Origin of the sequence: Rathayibacter sp. VKM Ac-2927, from assembly GCF_022815525.1 — a bacterium.
GTDB lineage: Bacteria > Actinomycetota > Actinomycetes > Actinomycetales > Microbacteriaceae > Rathayibacter > Rathayibacter festucae.
The window spans coordinates 668,015-689,301 of sequence record NZ_JALGRT010000003.1; the positions used below are offsets into that span (position 1 = coordinate 668,015).

Consider the following 21,287-nt stretch of genomic DNA (forward strand, 5'->3'; position numbering starts at 1 on the left):
GGTCGCGCTCGCACACTGTAGCGGAGTGCCCGCGGGCGCCGTCGGCCGTGGCGCAGGCCCTTTTGCACAGCGGCGCGCGCGTTCGCAACCGGCGTGCCAAAGGCATCGCCGGTCGCTACTGTCGTGACGTGGCTCAGACACCTTTCGGCAAGGCTTCGCACGGCAAGGACGCACGACGAGCGGCTCGGGGAGGTGCGGCCCGGGAGGAGACTCCCGCCGCGCAGACACCCCCGTCGCCCGAGGCGGCGGCACAGGATGCGCAGGATCGCACGGCACCGGCTCCGGCCGCGCAGGCGCAGGCGCCCGTGGCACCGGGGACGGCCGACGCGGCGCCGGCTCCCGAGGCTGCGGCGGAGACCGCGGAGCAGTCGCCTCCGACCGGCTCCGGCTACCGGGTGCGTGCCGAGCGCATCCCGATCATCGACCCGCAGCCGCGGCTCGAGGACGACCGCTGGCCGGCGAAGGCCTTCGTCGGCGAGGTCGTCCCGTTCGCGGCGACGGCGTTCCGGGAGGGGCACGACCTGATCGGCGTCGACCTGCTGCTCACCTCCCCCGCCGGCACCGAATCGGAGCACCGGATGGCGCTGATCGCCACCGGCACCGACCGCTACGGGCGCCTCGTCCTCCTCGACGACGAGGGCGACTGGACGTATCGCATCCGCGCCTTCGCCGACGACTGGGCGACCTGGCTGCACACCGCCGAGGTCAAGATCCCGGCCGGCCTGGACATCGCCGTCACCTTCGCGATCGGCGAGGGCCTCCTCCGCACCGCGGCCGGCGACGACTCCCGCTCCGAGGCCGAGCGCTCCCTGCTCTCCGACGCCGCCGCCGCCGTGGCGGACGAGTCACTCACTCCCGAGGCGCGCCTCGCCGCCGCCGAGGACCCCGCCGTGCACGGCGCCTTCACCGCGCGTCCCGTGATGAGCCTCGCGAGCGTCTCGGAGCCGCGCACGGTGCACGTCGAGCGCACCCGCGCCGGCGTCGGCGCCTGGTACGAGTTCTTCCCCCGCTCCGAGGGCGCGGTCCGGAACGAGGACGGCACCGTCACCTCCGGCTCCTTCCGCACCGCGATCGACCGCCTCCCCGCCGTCGCGGCGATGGGCTTCGACGTGCTCTACCTGCCGCCGATCCACCCGATCGGCCGCAACTTCCGCAAGGGCCCGAACAACACGCTGAACGCCGGCCCGGGCGACCCCGGCTCGCCGTGGGCGATCGGCGCCCCCGAGGGCGGGCACGACGCGATCCACCCCGACCTCGGCACCGTGGAGGACTTCACCGCCTTCCACGACGCCGTCACCGCCGCGGGCCTCGAGCTCGCACTCGACTTCGCGCTGCAGGCCTCGCCCGACCACCCCTGGGTGACCAGCCACCCGGAGTGGTTCACGACGCTGCCGGACGGCTCGATCGCCTACGCCGAGAACCCGCCGAAGAAGTACCAGGACATCTATCCGATCAACTTCGACAACGACCCCCAGGGCATCCGCCAGGAGGCGCTGCGCGTCCTGCGCTACTGGATCTCGCTCGGCGTGAAGATCTTCCGCGTCGACAACCCGCACACCAAGCCGCTCGACTTCTGGGAGTGGATCATCCACGAGGTCAACGCCGAGAACCCCGAGGTCGTCTTCCTCGCGGAGGCGTTCACCCGCCCGGCGATCATGCGGGCGCTCGGCAAGGTGGGCTTCCAGCAGTCGTACTCGTACTTCACCTGGCGCAACACCAAGGAGGAGCTCGAGGAGTTCTTCACGAGCATCTCGCACGAGACGGCCGACTACATGCGGCCGAACCTCTTCGTGAACACGCCGGACATCCTCACCGAGTACCTGCAGTACGGCGGCCGCTCGGCCTACAAGGTCCGCGCCGCGCTCGCCGCGACGGCCTCGCCGCTCTGGGGCGTCTACGCCGGCTACGAGCTGATCGAGAACGTCGCGCGCCCCGGCGCCGAGGAGAACATCGACAACGAGAAGTTCGAGTACAAGACGCGCGACTGGGCCGCGGCCGACGCCGCCGGGACCACGATCGCCCCGTACATCACGCGGCTCAACGAGATCCGCCGGGCGCACCCCGCGCTCGCCCAGCGCCGCAACCTGCAGGTGCACGGCAGCGACGACGACGCGATCCTCGTCTACTCCAAGCACCTGGACCGCGCGTTCACCGGCACCGGCAGCGACGACACCCTCCTGGTCGTCGTCAACACCGATCCGCACTCGGCGCGCGAGACCACGGTGCACATCGACCTGCCGTCCCTCGGGCTGGACTGGAGCTCGACCTACGAGGTCGAGGACCTGATCACCGGTGCCGTGTGGACCTGGGGCAGCGACAACTACGTGCGGCTCGACTCCTTCGTCGAGCCCGTGCACATCCTGAGCGTGAAGGCGGACGGACGATGACGGTTCCCGAGGACAAGGGCACGAGCCCGGCCGAGAGCACGGACGAGAGCGAGCGCGGGACGGGGCCGGCGCAGAACGTCGTCCCCGCCGAGGCCGGCAGCCCCGCCGACGCGGCGGACGTCGAGCCGCGCACGGAGACGGTCGTGACGACCGGCACGAGCTCGGCCACGACCACGGGCGCGCACGTCGCGGAGCCCGCGGCCGAGGAGTCCGCAGCGCCCGAGCGGCTCACCCCGCCCGAGCCCGTCGCGCCGCCCGAGCGGCTCCTGCCGCCCGAGCCGACCACGGCGTCCGCGACCCCCGAGCCGCTCACGCCGCCGGAGCCGACCGCTCCGTTCGCGACCCTCGAGCCGCTGACGCCGCCCGAGCCGACCGCCGCGGCCGACGCACCGATCGCCGAGACGAGCGACTCCGACCCCGGCCCGGCGCCGGACGCCGAGGTCGACGCGCTCCCCGAGTTCCCCGAGTGGGTCCTCCAGCAGCTGGCGACCGGCAGCAACGCGCTCCCCCACGACGTTCTCGGGCAGCACCCGCTCCCCGGCGGCGGCGCGGTCGTCCGCGTGCGCCGGCCGCTCGCCGACGCCGTCACGGCCGTCCTGGCCGGCGGCGTCCGCGTCGAGCTCGAGCACCTGCACGACGGCCTCTGGCAGGGCGTCCACGACGAGGACCCGCAGGCGTACACCGTCGAGGCGCACTACGGCGACGGCTCCTCCTGGACCGCCGAGGACCCGTACCGCTTCTCGAAGACGGTCGGCGACTTCGACCTCTACCTGATCGGCGAGGGCCGGCACGAGCGGCTCTGGGAGGCGCTCGGTGCGCGGCACCGCGAGCACGAGGGTGTCTGGGGCACCTCGTTCGCCGTCTGGGCGCCGCACGCCCAGGCCGCCCGCGTCGTCGGCGACTTCAACGACTGGAGCGGCGAGGGCCACGCCCTGCGCAACCTCGGCGTCAACGGCGTCTGGGAGATCTTCGTCCCCGGCATCGAGCCCGGCGCCTCCTACAAGTTCGACCTGCTCTCGCGGGACGGCCGCTGGGTCCGCAAGGCCGACCCGATGGCCCGCGCCACGGAGGTGCCGCCGGCGACCGCCTCGCGCGTCCCCGTCTCCCACCACCAGTGGAGCGACTCCGGCTGGATGGAGCAGCGCGCGAGCGTCGACCCGCACACCCAGCCGATCAGCGTCTACGAGATGCACCTCGGCTCCTGGAAGCCCGGTCTCGGTTACCGCGACCTCGCCGATCCGCTGATCGAGTACGTCACCACGCTGGGCTTCACCCACGTCGAGTTCATGCCGCTCGCCGAGCACCCCTTCGGCGGCTCCTGGGGATACCAGGTCACCGGCTACTACGCCGCGTCGAGCCGCTTCGGCACCGCCGACGACCTCAAGTACCTGATCGACCGGTTGCACCAGGCCGGCATCGGCGTGCTCGTCGACTGGGTGCCCGGGCACTTCCCGAAGGACGACTTCGCGCTCGCCCGCTTCGACGGCGAGCCGCTCTACGAGCACCCGGACTGGCGCCGCGGCGAGCAGATGGACTGGGGCACCTACGTCTTCGACTTCGGGCACACCCAGGTCCGCAACTTCCTCGTGGCCAACGCGCTGTTCTGGCTCGAGGAGTTCCACGTCGACGGCCTGCGGGTCGACGCCGTGGCGTCGATGCTCTACCTCGACTACTCCCGCAAGGAGGGCGAGTGGCTGCCGAACCAGTTCGGCGGCCGCGAGAACCTCGAGGCGATCAGCTTCCTGCAGGAGGTGAACGCCACCGCGTACAAGCTCTACCCCGGCATCATGATGATCGCCGAGGAGTCCACCAGCTGGCCCGGCGTCACCCAGCCCACCGTCTCCGGCGGGCTCGGCTTCGGGCTCAAGTGGAACATGGGCTGGATGAACGACTCGCTGCGCTACATGGCGAACGACCCGCTGTGGCGCCAGTACCACCTGGGCGAGATCACCTTCTCCTTCGTCTACGCCTTCAGCGAGCAGTTCGTGCTGCCGATCAGCCACGACGAGGTCGTGCACGGCAAGGGCTCGCTGATCCAGAAGATGCCGGGCGACCACTGGCAGCAGCTGGCGAACGTGCGCGCCTACCTGGCGTTCATGTGGGCGCACCCGGGCAAGCAGCTGCTCTTCATGGGCCAGGAGTTCGGGCAGTACTCGGAGTGGTCCGAGGAGCGCGGGCTCGACTGGTGGATCCTCGACCAGCCCAGCCACCGCGGGCTGTGGAGCCTCGTCGGCGAGCTGAACCGGCTCTACCGCGAGGTCCCGTCGCTGAACGAGCTCGACAACGACCAGGCCGGCTTCGAGTGGATCGACGGCGGTGCCGCGGCGCCGAACGTGATCTCCTTCCTCCGCAAGGACAAGGCCGGCCGCGCGGTCGCGGTCATCGTCAACTTCTCCGGCTCGCCGGTGCACGGCTACCGCGTCGGCCTCCCCGAGGCCGGCCGCTGGGAGGAGCTGCTCAACACGGACGCCGAGATCTACGGAGGCTCCGGAGTCGGCAACTTCGGCGCCGTCGAGGCCCGCGACGAGCCCTGGGCGGGCCGACCCGCCTCGGCCGAGCTGATCCTGCCCCCGCTCGGCGCGCTCTTCCTGCGCCACCTGGGCTGACCGGCACCACCCCACCCGGAGGCGGGCGGAGCGGACGCACACGCGTCCCTCCGCCCGCCTTCGTCGTCGTGCCGGTCGGGCGGCCGCTCAGCGGACCGGGCCATGCTGATCGAGCAGCCCGCGGAGCGGGCCACCGCATGCTGATCGATCTGCATGCGCAACGGGCCACCTCATGCTGATCGAGTAGCCCGCGGAGCGGGCGTATCGAGATCCCCCGGCGTCAGAAGCCGAGTCTGCAGACCGCCCTGCAGAGGACCTGGGGTCTCGATACGCCCCTGCGGGGCTACTCGACCAGCATGCACGGACCCGCCGTGGATGGGAGATCGAACTCTCGCCGAGACCGACAGCTGTTGCGTAGGGGGCCAGGCGCGGGATAGCGTCGAGCTAGAGATCGTTCTCCCGCCCGCGCGCGGGGCACCACCGCGACTCCCCGATGAAGAGGACTCCCCCGTGAGAAGAAGAATCCTGACCGCGGCCGCCGCGGTCGCCACCGTCGCCCTCGCCCTGACCGGCTGCTCCTCGGGCGGTGGCGGCGGCGCGTCCGACGACCCGAACGCCGAGGTCCAGTTCTGGTCCTTCACCGGCATCCAGGCGAAGGACAACGTCAGCGAGTATCTGGCCAAGAAGCCCGACGCGAAGGTCAAGCTGACCGAGGTCGGCTCCTCGCAGGAGACCGCCACCGCCCTGACCGCCGCGCTCGCCGGCGGCAAGGTGCCGGACCTGGTCATGATCCAGGGCGACGACCTGCCCCGCTTCGTCGAGAACAGCGCCAACTTCCTCGACCTGCGCACCCTCGGCGGCGACGACCTCGACGCCTCCTATCTGAAGTGGGCCGCCGACGCCGGCACCGCGCAGGACGGCTCGGTCGTCGGCATCCCGACCGACGTCGGCGGACTGAGCTTCGCCTACCGCGCCGACCTCTTCGAGCAGGCCGGCCTCCCGACCGACCCTGCCGAGGTCGCCGCGCTCTGGAGCGACTGGGACGGCTTCCTCGCGACGGGCGAGAAGTACACCGCCGCGACCGGCAAGCCGTTCGTCGACAACGTGGAGACCAGCGTCTTCTACTCGACCATCAACCAGGTGACCGAGAAGTACTACTCCCCCGACGGCGAGCTGGTCTACGACACCAACCCGCAGGTCGAGGACGCCTTCGACACCGCCGTGCAGGCGCACGACGCGGGCATCAGCGCCGGCATCGCCGCGTTCTCCTCGGGCTGGGGCCCCGGGCGCGCGAACGGCGCGTTCGCCGTGACCGTCGCTCCCTCGTGGATCCTGCAGGGCATCAAGACCGACGCCCCCGACACCGCCGGGAACTGGCGGGTCACCACGGTCCCCGGCGTCGGCGGCAACTGGGGCGGCAGCGTCATCGCCATCCCGGCCCGCGCCGAGCACCCCGAGGCCGCCTGGCAGTACATCGAGACGATGATGTCGGCCGAGGGCCAGGAGGACCACTTCGCCACCTCGGGCACCTTCCCGGCGGCGACCGACGCCCTCGAGAGCGAGAGCGTCCGCGCCTACACGGACCCGTTCTTCGGCGACTCGAAGATCGGCGACGTGATCGCCACCTCCGTCGAGCAGTTCCCGTCCTTCGTCAACGGGCCCGACACCGGCGTGATCGGCGCGGCGCTCTCCGGCGCCCTGGTCGAGCTGGAGTCCGGCAACGTCTCGTCGGCGGACGCCTTCTCCTCCGGACTCGACAGCGCACGCCAGGCCGTCGGCGGCTGACGCTCCCCCGATGGACGACGACGCCCCCGAGCCCTGCGGCCCGGGGGCGTCGTCGTTGAGCGGTGCGGTTCGGCGACCTCCGGTCAGGCCTCGTCCCCGCGCGCCACCGCGGTGCGCCAGGTGTCGATGAGCACGACCGACCCGAGCATCACGAGCGCGAGCGCCACCGAGGCGAGAGTGTCGGTCAGCCAGTGGTAGCCGAGGTACAGGCGGGCGACGACCTGGCCGGCGATCATCCCGAGCGAGAGCGCGAAGCCGCCGATCGCCCAGACCGGCGAGGAGCGGCGCGAGGCGAGCAGGAAGGTCGTGATCAGGAAGAAGTCGCAGACGCCGGTCACGTGGCCGGACGGGAAGGAGAACGTCCCGTCGGCCCCGAGCAGCATGTACTCCACGGGCGGCCGCATCCGCTGCACCAGGTGCGCGGCGAGCTGGACGCTGAGCATCCCCGTGATCATCCCGCCCGCGAGCAGGAGCGGCCGCCAGAGGTGCCGGGCGAGCGCGATCCACAGCACGAGCACGCCGAGGATGATGATCGGCAGGAGGACCGGGCCGAACACCGTGGCCAGCGTGTCCATCACCACCGTCCCCTCCGCGAAGCGCTTCGCGCGGAACCACTCCGAGACCGCGGGGTCGAGCGCCGCCAGGCCGGTGCCCGTCGCGACCTGGACGATCAGCGCGGCGAAGAGCACGAGACCGACCGCCACCGAACCGCCTCCCGCGCGCATCAGGCGGCGGCGGGCGGGCTCCGTCATCTCCCGCTGCTCGACGAGGAATCGCTGGTGGAATCGGGCGCTCGGGGAGAGGGCGGCGGTGCTCATCCGCTCACCCTAGGGGTCGGTGGCGAGCGCCCCGGCCGCACTCCGCGGTCGGTGCTCAGCCGCCGATCCCCTTCCCGTACGTCGCCCAGCTGGTCGCGCGCATTGTCAAGAGCGGATAACCGCCCCTCGGATCGGGGACCATCGAGGGATGGCCACCAGCGGAGCACCCCTCGAGGGCCGGCACGTCCGATTCATCCGCTACACCCGCACCCGCGACGGCTGGACCAGCGAGACCGTGCACGGGCGCCTCGAGGGGCACACGCCGGCGACCTGGCAGCTGCGGGTCGTCGACGAGCTGCGCGAGCTGCCCCGGGACGAGTGGGCGCTCTACCGCCCTTGACCTGGCGCCCGCATCAGCGGCCGAGGGTGCTGCTCGGGTACTCGCCGAAGCGCGCGGCGTAGGCGGCGGAGAACCGGCCGAGGTGTCCGAAGCCCCAGCTGCGTGCCGTGCCGGCGACACTCGAGCGTGCCGGGTCGCCCAGGCGCAGGTCCGCGTGCACCCGGTCGAGGCGCACGTCCCTCACGTACTGCAGCGGCGTGGTGCCGAGCAGGCGCTGGAACGCGACCTGCAGCCCGCGCACGCTGAGGTGCGCGGCCGCGGCGATCTCGATCGGTCCGATCGGCAGATGCGCGTTCTCGTGCACGAACTCGACGGCGGAGCGCATCCCGGCGTTGCTCGGGGCGAGCAGGACCTCCGGGAGCGCCGCGCCCTCGGGCGGGTACAGCTCCAGGAACGCGGCCGCCGCCCGGCGGGTCAGCCGGTCCCAGAGCAGCGGCGTCACCCGGCCGGTGCGGATCGCCGTGGAGATCTCGCCGATCACCGCGTGCCACTGCGCCACGGCCTCCACGCCGTGGCGGTGCAGGTGGTCGAAGCGGAGCGCGCCCGTGCGGCGGTAGCCGTGCTCGCGGGCGCTGCGGTCGACGTGCTCACGGCTCAGGTGCACGAGCTTCTGGTCGTAGTCGGCGTAGGAGAAGACGAACGGTCGATGGGCCGGATTCAGGAGCGGCACACCACGCGTCACCGGCATCGCGTCCCGGTGGACGTCGACGATCCCCCTGCCCTCGACCAGCCACTGCACGACGTAGTCGCCGCCGGCCGGGTCCTCCCCGGTGGTCGCGCCGCGCATCTGCGAGGTGCGCAGCGTCATCACCGGGTCGCCGAGCGCCGCGTAGCGGAACGAGAACGGCTGCTCGGTGCCCGCCACCGACCACCCCGTCCCCGAGTAGAAGCCGCCGAGGACCTCGGAGGCGCGCTCGAGGTCGGTGCCGACCGCCTCGATGCGGATGCTCCCCCGATCCTCCCGTGCGGAGTCCGGAGCCCGATCAGTCGCCATGCGGCGCTCTCGTCCGCTCCGGCCCACCGGGCGGGTCGAGCACGGTCGCGAGCTGCTGCAGGGTCGAGAGCACGGACTCGACCACGGTGTCGTCGAGCTGCTCGACGAGCGCCGACGCCTCCCGGTCGGCAGCGCCGAACGCCTCGTCGATCGCCTCGCGACCGCGTGGAGTGAGGACGAGCCAGCGCCGTCGGCCGTCGGACTCGTCGTCGACGCGATGCAGGTAGCCGGCCGCGACCAGCCGCTTGGCGGCCATCGACGCCGCGGCGCGAGTGACGTCGAGCCAGTCGGCGAGCTGGCCGAGGGTCACCGGGGAGCGCCCGGTCCGCGCCACGTACTGCAGGGCCGCGATGTCGGTCGCGCCGAGGCCGAGCTGCACCCGCCCTCGGGCGGTCAGCCGGCGCTGGGCGTCCTGCGCGTGCACGACCGCCTCCACGAGGCGCGCGGCCCTCTCTCCGCTCGGCTCGAACTGCAGGTGCTCCGCCACTGCTCCCCCTTCCGCCCGTGCCGATCCGCGGCGTCCGCCGTCAGGGGCACCTCGCCGCGCGAGGAGTGCGCTGAGCGGACAACCGCACCGGAGGGGGATACCGACAAAAAAGTTACCTTGTCTGCGGCGACCCGGCAATCCGATCCGCCCCGGACCCCGGCAGAGAGGACGACCAGCATGGGCTCCTCAGACGATCGACACGTGCCGAAGTCGATCGATCCGCAGGATCGGGTTCTCGCGGGACCTCGAGTCGGTCTCCAGCGTCGGATGCCACCTCCTCGTGCGGCATGGACCGGCCCGGACGCGCCCGGCTCGAGGTGGGACCGGGCGTCCTCGTCCGTGTTGCTCCCCCAGCGGCGAGCCCTCCGTCCTCATGTCATCACTTCGGTGACACTGATGGGGATGCTGTCACCGTCTCGCACCTCCCTGAGCCGTCGTCGTGCCGGTGGTGGCCCCCGTGCCTGAGGACTCGGTCGACGGCGTGTTCGTCTCCTGGGTGGAGTCCCTGCCCGACGTCACGGACGAGGAGGCGGCGGTCCTCCAGGCCGTCGGCTTCCTGAGCGCGAGCCTGCGGATCTCCGCCGACGTCGCCTTCCTCACGCTGCGCGCCGAGGCGGCGGCGAGCGGCCTCGGCCTGCCGATCGTGGCCCGCGAGGTGCTCGTCCACCAGCGCAGCATCACCGCCCTCCGCTCCGAGAACTGCTCCTGCGGCTGAGGGCGACGCCCCGCCCGAACGCTGCCGACCCCGCCCCGACGCGGCCCCCGCATGCTGATCGAGCAGCCCGCGCAGCGGGCGTATCGAGATCCACCACGGTCGGAACCAGCAGCGCCGGTCCCCTCCACCTGCACCAGCGGGCCCCGCTGAGCCCTGCGCAGTGCTCGACACGCAACCTCAGGCCTCGCCCTTGCTGCCTCACGCGAGGAGCAGCTCGCGCAGCGGCCCGATCGCACCCCTCGATCCACCGAGGCGGCAGCCTCCACCCCGGTCGACGGCAGGTCTCGATACGCCCCTCCGGGGCTACTCGACCAGCATGTCCGGCACACCCCCGCGGGTCTACTCGACCAGCATGTTCGGCACGCCCCTGCGGGTCTACTCGACCAGCATGTTCGGCACGCCCCTGCGGGTCTACTCGACCAGCATGGTCGGCACGCCCCCTGCGGAGCTGCTCGACCACCACGGTCGGCACGCCCCTGCGGGACTACTCGACCAGCATGGCCGGATGCGGGATACAGCGGCTAGAGGTCGGCCTCTGCGGAGCACGAGCGCTGACGACAACGACTACTGAGCCGCCCGTCCCCAGAACCAGCCGAGTCCCACAAGGCGATGAGCGAGAAACGCTTGCCAGCGTTTCTCGCGAGCCGGACGCAGGACGCTCTGCGGAACGCACGCACACGATCTGCCGACCGCGGCGGGAGGAGCGCTAGCGCTCCTCCCACAATTCAATTCAGTACAGCAACCCCGTGAGCCGCGCTCGCGCCTTGTTCACACGCGGGTCGGTCGTGCCGACGATCTCGAACAGCTCGAGCAGGCGGGCGCGGACGCTCGCCTTGCCGTCGACGTCGAGGCGCGGGTACATCGAGAGGAGGCGGTCGAACGCGTCCTCCACGTGGCCGCCGGAGACGTCGAGGTCGGCGACGGCGAGTTGCGCGTCGAGGTTCGCGGGCTCGGCGGCCGCGGTCGAGCGGATGTCGTCGAGGGTGCGGCCCTGGAGCCGCTGCAGCAGCTTCACCTGGGCGAGTCCGGCGACGGCGAGGTCGTCGCGCGGGTTCTGCGCGATCGCGGTCTCGTACTCGGTGATCGCGGCGGAGTAGTCGCCGCGGTCGATCGCGTCGTACGCCTCCTGGTGGTGCGGGGGCAGCGGGGCGGCCTCGGGCTCGGCGCCCGGCTCGGCACCGGCGGCCGGGTCGACGGGAACGGTGCCGGTGACGCCCTGCTGCGCGGCGAGCTGGAGGACCTGCTCGAGCAGGTCGCGGAGCTGCTCCTCGGTGATGAGGCCGTTGAACATGGGCACCGGGCGGCCGGCGATCACCGCGGCGATCGTCGGGACCGACTGCACCTGGAACGCCTGCGCGAGCTGGGGGCTCGACTCGACGTCGACGCCGACCAGCACGAGGGCACCGGCGTAGGAGATCACGACCTTCTCGAGCAGCGCGGTCATGCTCAGGCTCTGGTCGGACCACGAGCCGCGCAGGTCGATGATCACGGGGACCCGCGAGGACAGCTGGACGACCTGGTCGAACTCGGCGTCACCGGCCGAGAGCAGCAGCGGGTTCGCGACGGGGGCGCCCTGGGGGGCCTCACCGCCGCCCGCGGGTGCGGAGGGCGCGGCCGGAGGGGTGCGCCGGTTCACGAGAGTGGACAGGTCGACGGCACCGCGCAGGTTGCCGGGCAGCGGGGGCAGGGGGGTGCTCACGGCAGCTGCACCACCGAGACGAGTCCTTGGCTCCATCCGAGCATGACGATCTTCTCCTCCGATCCGACGGGCGGTACGTAGAACAGCAACTGATAACCGTAGGTGGTCGCGATGCCCGTGGTCGACTTGTCGATCCCGAGCAGGGTCTGCGAGGCGCCGGACGTCGACACGGTCGAGCCCTCGGCGGTCGGGCGGACCGTCGCGGTCTCGGCGATGCTCGCGGCGACGAGCGCGCCGGAGTCGTTGGTGGCGAGGGCGATGGTGTCCGAGGTCCCCGCCGCGTTGGTGAACTCGATCGAGGCGGTGTCCGGCAGCGCCTCGCGATCGGCGTTCTTCTTGTCGACGCCGACCTGGCCGCGGAGGGTGTCGCCGTCGCCCGAGAAGGTCCCGGCGTACTGGCTGGAGTCACCGTTGGCGAGGATGTCCGCGTAGGCCGCGCCGACGTTCTCCGGAGCGAGCTTCATCAGCTTCGAGTCGGGGGCGACGATCGAGGTGCCGACCGTGACCGGCGCGACGTCGGGGATCCGCGCGTTGGCCTCGAGCGAGATCGCGTAGTCGACCTTATAGTCGACGCGGGGGCTCGCCTGGCTCATCATCAGGGCGATCGGCGCCTGCGTGGCGTCGGCGGTGTTCTGCACGACCGCCGTGACCAGCCGCGGCCAGCTGTCGGTGTCCTGCGGGAGGACGAGGCTCACCGGCGACGCCGGGATCGCCTGCGGCGCGTCGATCGTGCCGCCCTTCGTCAGGACCTCGTAGTTCGTGGTGCGCTCGGTCAGTGCCTCGCCCTGGAAGCGCTCCGCGAGGATGCTCGCGTCGCGAGCGGCGTCGGCGGCAGCCGCGACCTCGGAGACCGAGGCGACGATCGCCTCCGCCTGCTGGGTGGTGACGACCGGGGTCGGCTCCTCGGCGACGGGCTCGGCGCCCGGGGTCGCGGTAGCGGAGGCCGTCGGCGTCCCGGAGGCGCTCGCGGCGAGGTCGGGCCAGTAGTCGGAGCTGCAGCCGGCGAGCAGCACGGTCGCGCCGAGCGCGATCGGGAGCACCAGCAGCCGGCGGCGCCGCGAGGGCTGAGCCGCCGCGAGGGAGGACTGGATGCCGGCGCGGGCGCGAGGCAGCCGGACGCCGCGCGGCACCTTGCCCTGCGGGCCCTTGCGGCGCGGTCCGTGCTGGCGGCGCAGGTGCAGGAACGCCCAGATGTAGAGGATCAGCCCGATCAGCAGGAACACGGCTCCCCCCAGCAGCAGCGGACCGGCCAGCGGCGTCGCGGTGTCAACCGGCCAGCTCACCCGGATGTCGCTCGCGGCCGGGGCGGTCCCGTCGGTGGCGACGATCAGCGAGACGTCCTCCGGCAGATCGAGGGCGACAGTGATGCTGCCGGTGCCCTCGAACTGCTCGAGCCAGAGGTCGGAATCGCGGGGATCGACGACGACGGCGTTCGCGTCCGCCACGTCGGAGGCCAGCGTCAGCGCCGTCCCGGTCTCCTGCTCGGCGGACAGGCTGTCCGCGCCGTCCTCGCTGCTCGCGTAGTCGATGCGGTCGTAGTCGGAGCCGCCGACCCAGCCCAGCACGTCGGTCGTCGGCGCGTACGCCATCACGAGGTCGCCCTCGCCCTCGACCGTGATCGTCTGCCGGCCGGGATTGGCGCCGAGCGTGCTGCCGTCGATGACGGCGTAGGGGGCGCCGGACTCGAGCGCGGTCTGCGCGGTGAGCGACTCGGGTGGAGCCCACACCGTCCGCTGGCCGATGCCGAGCGCGATGAGCGCCGCGGCGATGACGGTGGCGATGATGGCGAAGACGAACCGCACGAAAGAACTCCTCCTGCGTTGCCGGATCGGGGGGTGGCGGCCCGGGACGGCTCCGGTGACGGCCGGACCGGGGCGCGACGGCAACAGACAAAGACAGTCCAGGTTAGCGGATGGGCTGAGCCGAACCCAGGGATCGGCCGAGAGCCCCGATCCAGGGGCGCGCGGTGCGGGTGTCGGCCCGGGCCGCGAGGCACCCGCTGACTAAACTCCCTGGAGTGCCGCGACCCCACCGCGGCCGTGTTCCGGAGGAGACGACGTGGCAAGCGACGAGGCCGAATTCACCCAGGTGTTCCGGGGCTACGACCGGGACGAGGTCGACAAGGCCATCCAGGGTCTGCGCCGCGAGCTCATCCACGCCAACACCCAGGCCGCCGAGAGCGGTCGCGAGGCCAAGCGCCTCTCCTCCCGGATCGACGGGCTCGAGAAGGAGCTGCAGCAGGTCGGTGCGCCCACCTACGCGGGACTCGGCGCGAAGCTCGAGCACACCCTCCGGGTGGCCGAGGAGCAGTCGGAGCGCATCATCGCGCAGGCGGAGAACGACGCCTCGGCGCTGCGCCGCTCGACCCGCGACGACCGCGACGGCCTGCTGAAGGACGCGCGCGACGAGGCCGAGCGCCTCGTGACGGAGGCGCGCCGCCGTGCCGACCGCACCCGCGAGGAGTCCGAGGCGCAGGCCGCCGCGACGCTCGGCAAGGCCGCGGACGACCGCGACGTGATGACCCAGGACGCCGTCCGCGAGGCCGCCGCCATCCGCGGCACCGTCGCCACCGAGGCCGCCGAGACCCGCGCGACCGCGAAGCGCGAGGCCGCAGCGATCCGCTCCGAGGCCGGCCGCGAGGCCGCCGAGATGCGCGCCGTCGCCGCCCGCGAGGTCGAGGTGGCCCGCGCCGAGGCCGCCCGCCTGGCGCAGAGCAACGAGCTGCTGCGCGCGGAGGTCGCCTCCGAGGTCGACCGCCTGCGCGCCGCCGTCACCGCCGAGGTCGCCGAGGCCCGCGCCGCGATCGAGGCCGAGGTCCTGGCCGCCCGCGCCGACCTCGAGGCCGAGGTCCTGTCCGGCCGCGCCGACCTCGCCGCGGAGCTGGCCACCGGTCGCGCCGAGGGCGCCCGCGAGTTCGCCGATCTGCGCACCCAGCTCGCCCGCGACCGGGCCGAGGCCGTCGCCCTCCTGGACGCCGAGCTCGCCGCGCTGCGCTCCGCCGCCTCCGACGAGGCCGCCGCGCTCTCGCGCGAGGTCGAGCAGGCCCGGATCGACCTCGTCGTCGAGCTCGCCGCCCGCCGCGAGGAGGCGGACCGCGACTACCTGCTCCGCCACCAGGAGGCGGTCGCCCAGACGCAGCGCTACCTCGACGAGTCGAACCTGCAGCTCGCCGACGCCATCCGCCGCGCGAACGACAAGCGCCTGGAGGCCGACGCGCTCCGCAGCGACGCCCTCGACGACGTCACGCGCCTGCGCCGCGAGGCGCAGGACGAGTCGGACGCGCTGCTCGACTCCGCGCGCGACCGCGCCCGCGAGATGATCGCCGACGCCGAGCGCCGCACCAGAGAGCTACAGAACACGGCCGAGTCCCGTCTCGACGAGATCCGCACCGAGCGCGACGCGATCGCCGGCTACGTCACGGGCCTCCGCGGCCTGATCGGGCACATCGACGGCCTGTCGGACGACGACGGCGGCTCGAAGGACGACGACGGCGACTCGAAGAACGACGGCGGCGGATCGAAGAACGACGGGGGCGCGGCGAACCGCTGACCGGCGTGGGCGGGCTCAGCCGAGCTCGCCCGCCCACTCCGTCGGCAGCGGCGACGACTCCGGCGCCACCACCCGCACGATCTCGTCGAGCACGCGGCGCGTCTGCGCCTCGCCGACCCAGAGGTGCTTGCCGCCCTCGACGGCGACCAGCTCGAGCTGCGGGACCGAGGCGAACCGCTCGGAGGCCGCCTCCGGCCGCAGGTAGTCGTCGAACTCCGGGATGAGCGCGACCAGGGGCCGTCCGTCCTCGCCCCAGGCCGCGACCTCCTCGGCCGTCGCCCGGTGCAGCGGCGGCGACAGCAGGATCGCGCCGTCGACGGGGTGCTCCCTCCCCCACTTCAGCGCCAGCTCGGTGCCGAAGGACCAGCCGACCAGCCAGGGGTGCGGCAGCCCGCGCTCGGCGACCAGCGCCATCGCCGCGGCGACGTCGGCCCGCTCGGCGATGCCGCCGTCGAAGGCACCCTCGCTCGTCCCGCGCGGCGAGCTCGTGCCGCGGGTGTTGAAGCGGAGCACCGCCACCCCGGCCAGGGCGGGCAGCCGCGCGGCGGCCTTCCGCAGGATGTGCGAGTCCATGAAGCCGCCGTGCGTCGGCAGCGGGTGCAGGGTGACCAGCGTGGCCACCGGCTCGCCCTCGAGCGGCAGGGCCAGCTCGCCGACCAGGGTCAGCCCGTCGGCGGTGCGCAGCTCCACGTCCTCGCGGCGGGCGGGGAGGACGACTCCTCCGCGGATCTCGTGCGTCATCGTGCTCCTTCGATCCGCCAGCAGTGGGTGTGCCAGTGGCGACGGCCGGCGAGGTCCGCGGCGTCGCCGAGTGCTCCGTCGCCGCGCCAGACGACGACGTGCACGAGGCCGATGTCGATGGTCTGGCCGCAGCCCGGGCAGAGGTAGTTCTTGACCGCGCGCGACGACGAGACGGGCTGGACGTTCCACTCCCGGCCTCGGCGCGTCTCGGTGCGGCGCCAGCCGGCGAGCATCTGCGAGAGGTCGCGCTGCTCGTCGTCGTCCTCGCGCCCGCGTCCGCGGGGTCGATTGCTGCGCGGCATTGCTCCAGTCTAGGAGCCGCCGCGCGAGCACTCGCTCGCAGCCGTCCCTCCCGGGCGGGTCAGTGCGAGGAGTCGTCCATCTCGAGCCGCGTCTCCTCGGCGTCGAGCATCAGCTGCGCCCGCCGCAGGATCCGCGAGGAGTAGACCCCTCGACCGCGCGCCTCCAGCAGCGCCTCGCGCTCGGCGCTGAGCACCGCCCGCCGCAGGTGCAGATACTGCCCCTGCGGGCCCAGCGGGCCGTCGGCCTCGCGCTCCACCTGCTCCCACGCGACCTGCGAGCGGGTCAGCGTGTCCCGGCGGACCCGCTCCAGCACCCGCTCGCCGACACTGCCGGCCGGCAGGTCCTCGACCGCCTCGGGCAGCGCCTGGATGCCGGTCGAGGCGACCTCGTCGAGCAGCGTGGCCAGCTCGCGGCGGTCGGCGTCGCCGTCGCTCCCCTGGATGCCCGTGACCCGGATGAGCGCCGGCAGGGTCGCCCCCTGCAGCAGGAGGGTGACCACCGCGACCGTGAACGCGATCAGGATCAGCTGCGAGCGGTACGGCGTCTCCTCCGGCAGCGACTGCGCCGCCGCGAGCGTGACCACGCCGCGCATCCCGGACCAGGAGAGGATGACGCCGCCGCGCCAGCCGAAGGCCTCGCTCGTCGTCGCCGCGAGGTCCGTCTCCCGCCGCTGGTACAGCCGTTCCGCGCGCTGCTGCCGGCGGACGAACCGCTCGTCACTGCTGGCGCTGTTGCGCAGGCGCATCACCCCGACCGCGAGCCGGCGGTTGATCCGCTCCGCCCGCCGGCCCGAGCCGCGCAGCCAGAGCAGCAGCGGCCAGACGAAGAGGGTGCGCAGCACGATCAGGATCACGACCGTCGCGAGCCCGAGGAGGACCGCGGTGTCGACGCCGACGCCGCCCGGCTCGATGTCGCCGACGATCGCCTTGATCTCGGCGCCCATCAGGAGGAACACGCCGTTCTCGAGCAGGAACTGCGCCGTCCGCCAGTTCACCCGCTCGCTGATCCGCGACTGCGGGCTGAGGAAGCGCGCGCTGTTGTGCCCGGTGTAGATGCCCGTGACGACCACTGCGAGGACACCCGAGGCGCCGAGCTCCTCCGCCGGGATGTAGGCGAGGAAGGGCACCGCGAACGAGACCGCGGTGTCCAGCACCGGGTCGCGCAGCTTCGAGCGCACGAAGACGGTCAGCACGCCCATCACCAGCCCGAGGACGACGGCCATCACGACCGAGTACACGAAGAGCACGCCGACCTCGCCGATGTCGATGGCGTCGCTCGAGACGGAGGCGCCCACCACCGCGGTCGCGGCCGTGGCGGCGCGCAGCAGCACGAGCGCCGACGCGTCGTTGACGAGGCTCTCGCCCTCGAGCACGGTCACGAGCCGGGGTGGCAGGCCGAGCTTCTTGCCGATCGAGGTGGCCGCGACCGCGTCGGTCGGACTGACCACGGCGCCGAGCGCAATGGCGGCCGGGAGGCTGAGGTCCGGCAGCAGCATGTAGAGGAAGAAGCCGACGACGAGCGCCGTGACGACGACGAGCAGCACAGACAGCCCGAAGATCGAGCGCAGATTCCGCCGGAAGTCGGCGAGCGGCACCTGGATCGCCGCGGAGTACAGCAGCGGTGGCAGCACCCCGGCGAGGATCAGCTCCGGCTCGACCTCGATCTCGGGGACGCCGGGGAGGTAGGACGCGCCGATGCCGATGACGACGAGCAGCAGCGGCGCTGCGACCCCGAGCCGACTCGAGAAGCGCGCGACGGTGACGACGGTGATGATCCCGACGACCCCGAGCAACGCGTAATCCACGCGATCAGGCTATCGGGCGTGCCGATTCCCCTGGGGACGGGCAGCGGCGGGGATCAGTACCAGCCGACGCTCTCCGAGTGCGCCCAGGCGCCGCACGGCGAGCCGTAGCGGCCCGAGATGTAGCCGAGGCCCCAGGTGATCTGGGTGTTGGCGTTGGTCTGCCAGTCGCCGCCGACGGTCGCCATCTTGCTGCCGGGGAGCGCCTGCGGGATGCCGTAGGCACCGCTGGACTTGTTCTCGGCGTAGACGTTCCAGCCGGACTCGCGGTTCCACAGCAGCACGAGGCAGTCGTACTCGCTGTCGGCCCAGCCGCGCTGCACGATCTGGTCGTAGGCGAGGGCCTTCGCCGAGCCGGGGTCCGGAGCGGCCGAGCGGGCAACGGGCGCCGCGGCGGCCGACTCCTCCTCCTCGTCGTCCTCGACGACGGCCTGCTTCGACTTCGTCGGAGTGGGGGTCGGCGTCGGAGTCGGCGTGGGGGTCGGCTTGGCCTGCGCGTCGAAGGTGTCGCGCTGGACGGTGCGCTCGACCGCCGCCTCGGCGACGACGAGGCGCTGGGCCGGGTCGCCGTTGAAGCGCTCCGGGGCCTGGTAGAAGGGCGACGCGACGGCGCCGCTGGACGGGTCGACCGCGCTGACGGCGACGAAGCCGATGGAGGCGGCGAAGGCGAGGAACGCCAGCGGGACACGGGTCCGGGACCGACGGGCCGCCGGGCGCTTCGAGGTCTCGACCGAGGATCGGGAGACGGGTGGCTGCGCGACGGACGTTCTCTGATGCATACCCACGATCACGAAAGCATAACGGAGGACCTCTCGATCCGCCAGTGCGGGGCCGACCGCTCAGCGCACCGCCAGCATCACGTCGACCACGGCGTCGAGCACGAGGTCCACCTGCGGCTCGGAGTAGCCGCCGCGCTGCGGCGCGAACGACACCGTCCGCACGTCGTCCACGGTCAGCACGGAGCCGTCCCGGAAGTAGCCGGAGACGCGGTCGGAGAAGGCGTCGACCTGGCGGATGTTGTAGCCGGTGGTCAGCACGCCGGCGCGGGTGAAGCGCTCACGCGCGGGCCGCGCCAGGCGGTTCACGATCTCCTGCGCGGTCTCGCGGGCGTTCCGGAGCCAGGCCTCCTCGCCCTGCGCCGCGATCGCGTACTGGCGCTCGCGCACCGCGAAGGCGTCCTCGAGCCGCTCCAGCGCGGCGTCGACGTGCGGTGCCGAGTAGCCGCCCTTCTTCAGCGAGAAGGCGGTGTGCCGCAGATCCACCGCGCGCAGGTCGGCCGGACCGCCCGAGAGCTGGGCGTAGGCGTCCCTGGCCGAGGCGAGGAAGGAGTCGACCTCGTCCGTGTCGTAGCCGGGCCGTGACTCGCGCGCGCGGGGGAAGGGAGCGTTCATCCCGTCATTCTGCCAAGACGGCGGCCCGGACCGGGAATCGGCGCGTCGACCGCGCCGCGAGGGGCCGGAGCCCGTGCGCTCGGCCACGGCCCGATCACCGCGCGCACGGTCAGTGCGCGAAGACGAAGTAGAGCACGTAGGCCGCGGCGGCCGACGGGAGGATCGAGTCGAGCCGGTCGAGGAAGCCGCCGTGCCCGGGCAGCCACGAGCTCATGTCCTTGATGCCGATGTCGCGCTTGATCAGCGACTCGGCGAGATCGCCCAGCGTCGCCGTCAGGAGGACGACCGCGCCGAACACGGCGCCGACCCACCAGGGCTGGCCGAGCAGCAGGAGGGCGAGGAGAACGCCGACGACGACGCCCGCGACCGCCGCTCCCGCGAACCCCTCCCAGGTCTTCTTCGGGCTGATCCGCGGCGCCATCGGGTGCTTGCCCCAGGTGAGACCGCTGACGTAGGCGCCGGTGTCGACGACGATCACGAGGATCAGGAAGGACAGCGCCCAGAACTGGCCGCCCTCCTCCGCGACGAGACGGATCGCGAAGGCGCCGAGGAACGTGACGTAGATCTGCACGAACGCGCCCAGCCCGACGTCGAGCAGGAGCTCACGACCGGTCGACCTCGTCCGGCGGAGGAGCTGCTCCCCCAGCCGCCAGAGCGCGACCAGCGCCGAGCCGCCCAGCACGGCGAACCAGGCGGCCTGCATCCCGCCGTAGTAGGCCGCCGGCACGGCGACCACGGCGACGACCCCGGTGGGGATGCGCGGGATGTCGCGGCCGGCGTGGCGCAGCGCGTTCGACAGCTCGAGCGCCGCGAGCAGCACCAACGCGCCGGCCAGCACCATGAAGAGCTCTTTGACGACCAGCAGGCTGACGACCATCGCGCCGCCGCCGATGAGGCCGATGACGGTCGCGGAGACGAGGTTCCGGCCCGAGCGCGCGGTGAGGCGCTCGTTGGTCGCCTCGAGCTGGGCACGGGTCGCCTCGAGCTGTCGCTCGACGTCGGCCCGGCCCTGCTGGGCCCGCGCGCGCAGGGCGTCGCGCGTGACCATGCGCGAACCCCGGGCGCCCGGAACGTGCGGCGCCGGAGCGTCGTCGCTGCTCTCGGGATCCTCGGGGTTCACGGGCACGGCACTACACCTCGAGCAGTTCGGATTCCTTGCGCTTGAGCGCCTCGTCGATGGCGTCCACGTGCTGCTTGGTCAGGGCCTCGAGCTCCTTCTCGCCGCGCGAGAGCTCGTCGTCGCCGATGTCGCCCTTGAGCGCGTCGAGGTCGCTCTTCGCGCTGCGGCGGATGTTGCGGACGGCGATCTTCGCGTCCTCGGCCTTGGTGCGCACGATCTTCACGAACTCCTTGCGGCGCTCGGCGGTGAGCTCGGGGAGGTTGATCCGGATGACCGAGCCGTCGTTCGTCGGGTTCGCGCCGAGGTTCGGCATGTCCCGGATGGCCTGCTCGATGTCGCGCAGGGCGCCCTTGTCGTACGGGGTGACCAGCAGCGTGCGCGCCTCGATGTTCTGCAGCGATGCGAGCTGCGAGAGCGGGGTGGGCGTGCCGTAGTAGCTCACCAGCACCTTCTGGAACAGGCCGGGGTTGGCCCGACCGGTGCGCACCGTGGAGAAGTCCTCCTTGGCGACTCCGACGGCCTTGTCCATCTTGACGGTCGCGTCGGCGAGTACATCCGAGATCACAGGGGGCTCCTTAAGAGAGGGAAGTGGTCAGTCTAGTTCGGGGCGG

19 protein-coding genes are annotated in these 21,287 nt (G+C 72.5%); 7 read left to right on the top strand and 12 right to left on the bottom strand.

What is annotated here, in order from left to right; genetic code table 11:
- Window positions 1–305: 305 nt before the first annotated feature.
- The 3 genes from MT353_RS12315 (at window position 306) to MT353_RS12325 (ending at window position 6,718) form a co-directional block, all read left to right on the top strand.
- On the top strand, window positions 306–2,387 hold the full coding sequence (locus MT353_RS12315; protein WP_308197521.1) for an alpha-1,4-glucan--maltose-1-phosphate maltosyltransferase: 2,082 nt from the start codon (window positions 306–308) through the stop codon (window positions 2,385–2,387).
- The gene (glgB, locus tag MT353_RS12320; RefSeq protein WP_243624642.1) at window positions 2,384–4,993 is read left to right on the top strand and encodes a 1,4-alpha-glucan branching protein GlgB; all 2,610 of its coding nucleotides are present in this window, start codon (window positions 2,384–2,386) and stop codon (window positions 4,991–4,993) included. The genes MT353_RS12315 and glgB overlap by 4 nt, the downstream gene beginning before the upstream one ends.
- 450 nt (window positions 4,994–5,443) lie before the next feature.
- Window positions 5,444–6,718: an ABC transporter substrate-binding protein gene (locus tag MT353_RS12325; RefSeq protein ID WP_243615528.1), complete on the top strand. Its 1,275-nt coding sequence runs from the start codon at window positions 5,444–5,446 to the stop codon at window positions 6,716–6,718.
- Between the two features lie 83 nt (window positions 6,719–6,801).
- On the opposite strand, the gene MT353_RS12330 is transcribed toward MT353_RS12325, so the two are convergent.
- Complete coding sequence (locus tag MT353_RS12330) at window positions 6,802–7,536, bottom strand: phosphatase PAP2 family protein (RefSeq protein ID WP_243624643.1); 735 nt, start codon at window positions 7,534–7,536, stop codon at window positions 6,802–6,804.
- Window positions 7,537–7,684: 148 nt separating this feature from the next.
- Between MT353_RS12330 and MT353_RS12335 the strand changes: the two genes are divergently transcribed.
- Window positions 7,685–7,876, top strand: coding sequence for a hypothetical protein (locus MT353_RS12335; RefSeq protein ID WP_243599125.1), 192 nt, complete (start codon window positions 7,685–7,687; stop codon window positions 7,874–7,876).
- A gap of 13 nt (window positions 7,877–7,889) precedes the next feature.
- On the opposite strand, the gene MT353_RS12340 is transcribed toward MT353_RS12335, so the two are convergent.
- Both MT353_RS12340 and MT353_RS12345 read right to left on the bottom strand, forming a co-directional pair.
- Window positions 7,890–8,870: an AraC family transcriptional regulator gene (locus MT353_RS12340; protein WP_243624644.1), complete on the bottom strand. Its 981-nt coding sequence runs from the start codon at window positions 8,868–8,870 to the stop codon at window positions 7,890–7,892.
- Entirely contained in the window at window positions 8,860–9,357 is a 498-nt protein-coding gene (locus MT353_RS12345) for a MarR family winged helix-turn-helix transcriptional regulator (RefSeq protein ID WP_243624645.1), read from the bottom strand. Before MT353_RS12345 ends, MT353_RS12340 begins: the two co-directional genes overlap by 11 nt.
- A gap of 457 nt (window positions 9,358–9,814) precedes the next feature.
- Here MT353_RS12345 and MT353_RS12350 point away from each other — a divergent pair, with 457 nt between their 5' ends.
- Both MT353_RS12350 and MT353_RS12355 read left to right on the top strand, forming a co-directional pair.
- Window positions 9,815–10,072: an ANTAR domain-containing protein gene (locus tag MT353_RS12350; protein WP_243624646.1), complete on the top strand. Its 258-nt coding sequence runs from the start codon at window positions 9,815–9,817 to the stop codon at window positions 10,070–10,072.
- A gap of 316 nt (window positions 10,073–10,388) precedes the next feature.
- Entirely contained in the window at window positions 10,389–10,643 is a 255-nt protein-coding gene (locus MT353_RS12355) for a hypothetical protein (protein ID WP_243624647.1), read from the top strand.
- Between the two features lie 159 nt (window positions 10,644–10,802).
- Here the strand turns inward: MT353_RS12355 and MT353_RS12360 are convergent, their stop codons facing one another.
- Together MT353_RS12360 and MT353_RS12365 are read right to left on the bottom strand one after the other, a co-directional pair.
- On the bottom strand, window positions 10,803–11,771 hold the full coding sequence (locus tag MT353_RS12360) for a tetratricopeptide repeat protein (protein ID WP_243624648.1): 969 nt from the start codon (window positions 11,769–11,771) through the stop codon (window positions 10,803–10,805).
- Window positions 11,768–13,573 (bottom strand): hypothetical protein, encoded by a 1,806-nt coding sequence (locus tag MT353_RS12365; RefSeq protein WP_243624649.1) that lies wholly within the window; start codon window positions 13,571–13,573, stop codon window positions 11,768–11,770. The genes MT353_RS12360 and MT353_RS12365 overlap by 4 nt, the downstream gene beginning before the upstream one ends.
- A gap of 256 nt (window positions 13,574–13,829) precedes the next feature.
- Here MT353_RS12365 and MT353_RS12370 point away from each other — a divergent pair, with 256 nt between their 5' ends.
- Window positions 13,830–15,320 carry a DivIVA domain-containing protein gene (locus MT353_RS12370; protein WP_243624650.1) on the top strand — a complete coding sequence of 497 codons (1,491 nt, stop codon included), beginning with the start codon at window positions 13,830–13,832 and terminating at the stop codon, window positions 15,318–15,320.
- Between the two features lie 15 nt (window positions 15,321–15,335).
- Here the strand turns inward: MT353_RS12370 and MT353_RS12375 are convergent, their stop codons facing one another.
- From MT353_RS12375 to frr, 7 genes are all read right to left on the bottom strand, one after another.
- Window positions 15,336–16,061 carry an alpha/beta hydrolase gene (locus MT353_RS12375; protein ID WP_243624651.1) on the bottom strand — a complete coding sequence of 242 codons (726 nt, stop codon included), beginning with the start codon at window positions 16,059–16,061 and terminating at the stop codon, window positions 15,336–15,338.
- On the bottom strand, window positions 16,058–16,363 hold the full coding sequence (locus MT353_RS12380) for a hypothetical protein (RefSeq protein ID WP_243624652.1): 306 nt from the start codon (window positions 16,361–16,363) through the stop codon (window positions 16,058–16,060). The genes MT353_RS12375 and MT353_RS12380 overlap by 4 nt, the downstream gene beginning before the upstream one ends.
- Before the next feature lie 59 nt (window positions 16,364–16,422).
- A complete protein-coding gene (locus MT353_RS12385; protein WP_243599117.1) occupies window positions 16,423–18,168 on the bottom strand; it encodes a sodium:proton antiporter in 1,746 nt (581 codons plus the stop codon).
- 53 nt (window positions 18,169–18,221) lie between these two features.
- Entirely contained in the window at window positions 18,222–18,944 is a 723-nt protein-coding gene (locus tag MT353_RS12390) for a lytic transglycosylase domain-containing protein (RefSeq protein ID WP_123736859.1), read from the bottom strand.
- Between the two features lie 60 nt (window positions 18,945–19,004).
- On the bottom strand, window positions 19,005–19,556 hold the full coding sequence (locus MT353_RS12395) for a DivIVA domain-containing protein (protein WP_123703370.1): 552 nt from the start codon (window positions 19,554–19,556) through the stop codon (window positions 19,005–19,007).
- 109 nt (window positions 19,557–19,665) lie between these two features.
- Window positions 19,666–20,604, bottom strand: a complete 939-nt coding sequence (locus MT353_RS12400; RefSeq protein WP_243624653.1) for a phosphatidate cytidylyltransferase — start codon at window positions 20,602–20,604, stop codon at window positions 19,666–19,668.
- Between the two features lie 82 nt (window positions 20,605–20,686).
- On the bottom strand, window positions 20,687–21,241 hold the full coding sequence (gene frr / locus MT353_RS12405; RefSeq protein WP_123445733.1) for a ribosome recycling factor: 555 nt from the start codon (window positions 21,239–21,241) through the stop codon (window positions 20,687–20,689).
- Window positions 21,242–21,287 lie beyond the last annotated feature (46 nt).

Excerpts from the sequence above, each read along its gene's own strand:
- glgB (WP_243624642.1), top strand. The coding sequence starts at position 2,384 with ATGACGGTTCCCGAGGACAAGGGCACGAGCCCGGCCGAGAGCACGGAC.
- MT353_RS12400 (WP_243624653.1), bottom strand. The coding sequence starts at position 20,604 with ATGGTCACGCGCGACGCCCTGCGCGCGCGGGCCCAGCAGGGCCGGGCC.
- MT353_RS12375 (WP_243624651.1), bottom strand. The coding sequence starts at position 16,061 with ATGACGCACGAGATCCGCGGAGGAGTCGTCCTCCCCGCCCGCCGCGAG.
- MT353_RS12340 (WP_243624644.1), bottom strand. The coding sequence starts at position 8,870 with ATGGCGACTGATCGGGCTCCGGACTCCGCACGGGAGGATCGGGGGAGC.
- MT353_RS12395 (WP_123703370.1), bottom strand. The coding sequence starts at position 19,556 with ATGAACGCTCCCTTCCCCCGCGCGCGCGAGTCACGGCCCGGCTACGAC.
- MT353_RS12335 (WP_243599125.1), top strand. The coding sequence starts at position 7,685 with ATGGCCACCAGCGGAGCACCCCTCGAGGGCCGGCACGTCCGATTCATC.
- MT353_RS12390 (WP_123736859.1), bottom strand. The coding sequence starts at position 18,944 with ATGCATCAGAGAACGTCCGTCGCGCAGCCACCCGTCTCCCGATCCTCG.
- MT353_RS12330 (WP_243624643.1), bottom strand. The coding sequence starts at position 7,536 with ATGAGCACCGCCGCCCTCTCCCCGAGCGCCCGATTCCACCAGCGATTC.
- MT353_RS12355 (WP_243624647.1), top strand. The coding sequence starts at position 10,389 with ATGTCCGGCACACCCCCGCGGGTCTACTCGACCAGCATGTTCGGCACG.
- MT353_RS12380 (WP_243624652.1), bottom strand. The coding sequence starts at position 16,363 with ATGCCGCGCAGCAATCGACCCCGCGGACGCGGGCGCGAGGACGACGAC.